Here is a 2,444-nt window from a genome sequence, read left to right as displayed (position 1 = left end):
CTGCGATGACTTTTCGGGACCGGCCACGTCAGTCGTCCGCGACGTCGACGCGAACGCGTCGGCCGTCCGCGAGTGCCGTGATCAGCGTGCGCAGGGCTTTCGCCGTGCGTCCGCCGCGCCCGATCACGCGACCCCGGTCATCCGGGTGCACGTGGACCTCGAGGACGTCACCACGCGGGGACGTCGAAGAGCGGATGGACACATCGTCCGGGTGATCGACGATCCCCTTGACGACATGCTCGAGCGCGGCGGCGAGCACCACGACTACTCGGCGTCGGTCGCGGCGTCGGCGTCGGCCTCCGCCGGGGCCTCGGCTGCGGACTCCTCGACGGGAGCCGGCTTCTCGGCCTTGGGCTTGATGACGACCTTCTTGCTCGAGTCGACCTCGAACGGAGCCTTGGGCTCGGCGACGCGCACGGTCGAGACCGCGTCCTTGTCGCCCTTGAACCTGCCCCAGTCGCCGGTCAGCTTCAGCAGTGCGGCGACCTGCTCGGTCGGCTGGGCGCCGACGCCGAGCCAGTACTGCGCGCGCTCGGAGTCGACCTCGATGAACGAGGGCTCCTCGGTCGGGTGATACTTGCCGATCTCCTCGATGACACGACCGTCGCGCTTGGTGCGCGAGTCGGCGACGACGATGCGGTAGTACGGCGCACGGATCTTGCCCAGGCGCTTGAGACGAATCTTGACAGCCACGATTCTCCTGAATTGTGTGAAAGCGGAATCGAACCGATCGCCTGGAGAGTGGGGTGCACACCCGGCGGAAGCTCTAAGGAGGATCGCCACGCTGGATAGAGGGTCGAGCGGGTGATCCGACCCATAATTCTCTCATAACGCGGGACCGCCCGCGAACACGATGCTCCGGATGTCGCAGGAACGGCTGCGGACACCCCGCCCCGGGCAAACGCCGATGTGCCCGCGAACACGTGCGAAACTGTGCGAATGACGGTGCCCTTCGCGACATCCCCCCGTTCTTCGGTGGGCCTCGAGTGGGAGCTCATGCTCGCCGACGGCTCATCCGGCGACCTGGTGCCGCGAGCACCCGAGGTGATCGACGCGCTCGAGGACAGAACGGCGCTCGAGCGGTACACGGTGACCGGCGAGCTTCTGACGAACACGGTCGAGGTCACCAGTGGCGTCGGCGACACCGTCGCAGCGGCCGTCGACGACATCGCGGACTCGATCGCCGCGATCCGCACGGTGACGAATCCGATGCAGGTGGAGCTGTTGTGCGCGGGCAGCCACCCGTTTGCGCAGTGGTACGACCAGCGGATCACCGACAAGACGCGCTATCACCGGCTGATCGAGCGCACCCAGTGGTGGGGCCGCAACATGATGATCTGGGGCATCCACGTCCACGTGGGCGTCGAGGACGTCAACAAGGTCTTTCCGATCATCAACGCGTTGACGATCTATCTGCCGCACCTGCAGGCGCTGTCGGCGTCGAGTCCGTTCTGGGCCGGCGACCGCACCGGCTATGCGTCGAATCGCTCGCTCGTCTTCCAGCAGCTGCCGACCGCGGGACTTCCGTGGCCCCTGCAGAACTGGTCCGAGTTCGAGTCGTATCTGGAGGACATGATGCGCACGGGCGTCATGGCCGATGCGACGGAGGTGCGGTGGGACATCCGCCCCGCACCGCGCTGGGGCACCATCGAGGTGCGCGCATGCGACGGGATGTCGACCCTCCCGGAGCTGGCGGCGGTCGCGGCGCTCGTGCAGGTGCTGGTCGAGCACTTCTCGCGCCAGCTCGATGAAGGCCGCGAGCTGCCGTGGATCCAGCCGTGGTTCGTGCGGGAGAACAAGTGGCGCGCAGCCCGCTACGGACTGGACGCCCGGATCATCGTCGACCGCGAGGGGACGCAGCAGCTGGTCAGCGAGCACCTGCGCCAGACGATGGCGGAGGTCGGCGACATCGCGGCGGAGCTCAAATGCGCGCGCGAGTTCGCCGGGCTCGAGACGATCATGACGGAGGGCGCGAGCTACGCGCGGCAGACGATGGTGGCGGATGCCGCGGACGGCGACCTGCGCGAGGTCGTGCAGCACCTCATCCGCGAGTTCCGCGCCGGTCCGACGCTGCGCGACCACCTCGCCGCGCTCGGCCACTGAGCCCGCCCGGCGTCACCGGATCAGGCGCGACGGCGGAATCAGGAGCGATGCGGAGCGATCGGTCCTGATTCCGGCGCATCACCTGATGCCGGGGCCGGCGACGCGGGGACGTCCCTGCGCGACTGCCGCCAGGACCGTCGCTTCCACATAGTCCCAGTCGAAGTACACCTGCTGGAAGTCGAACCGCAGCACCGTGTATCCACGCAGTGTGAGTCGCGCATCCGCTCTGATGTCACGTCGCCGGTCACCGGCGACGGCCCGGTCGCCCAATGGATCTTCGCGCCGGACGACTCGAATCGTGCGGCGTTCGGCCGCACCGCGATGTGCATGTCGTCGTGGCG

At 68.0% G+C, this 2,444-nt stretch carries 3 protein-coding genes and 1 pseudogene; 1 reads left to right on the top strand and 3 read right to left on the bottom strand.

All coding sequences use genetic code 11. The features are described 5' to 3' along the window. Positions 1-28: 28 nt before the first annotated feature. Both VFX99_RS00650 and rpsP read right to left on the bottom strand, forming a co-directional pair. On the bottom strand, positions 29-259 hold the full coding sequence (locus VFX99_RS00650) for an RNA-binding protein (RefSeq protein WP_091707253.1): 231 nt from the start codon (positions 257-259) through the stop codon (positions 29-31). Positions 260-264: 5 nt separating this feature from the next. Beyond that, the gene (rpsP, locus tag VFX99_RS00645) at positions 265-693 is read right to left on the bottom strand and encodes a 30S ribosomal protein S16 (protein WP_329664390.1); all 429 of its coding nucleotides are present in this window, start codon (positions 691-693) and stop codon (positions 265-267) included. Positions 694-939: 246 nt separating this feature from the next. On the opposite strand from rpsP, the gene VFX99_RS00640 reads away from it, so the two are divergent. Next, on the top strand, positions 940-2,103 hold the full coding sequence (locus VFX99_RS00640) for a glutamate--cysteine ligase (protein WP_329664389.1): 1,164 nt from the start codon (positions 940-942) through the stop codon (positions 2,101-2,103). 78 nt (positions 2,104-2,181) lie between these two features. Here the strand turns inward: VFX99_RS00640 and VFX99_RS00635 are convergent. Beyond that, positions 2,182-2,444: pseudogene (locus VFX99_RS00635) on the bottom strand (hypothetical protein); the annotation flags it as partial.

Origin of the sequence: Microbacterium sp. (assembly GCF_036277215.1) — a bacterium.
GTDB lineage: Bacteria > Actinomycetota > Actinomycetes > Actinomycetales > Microbacteriaceae > Microbacterium.
This window is presented reverse-complemented; position numbering and strand designations above follow the sequence as displayed.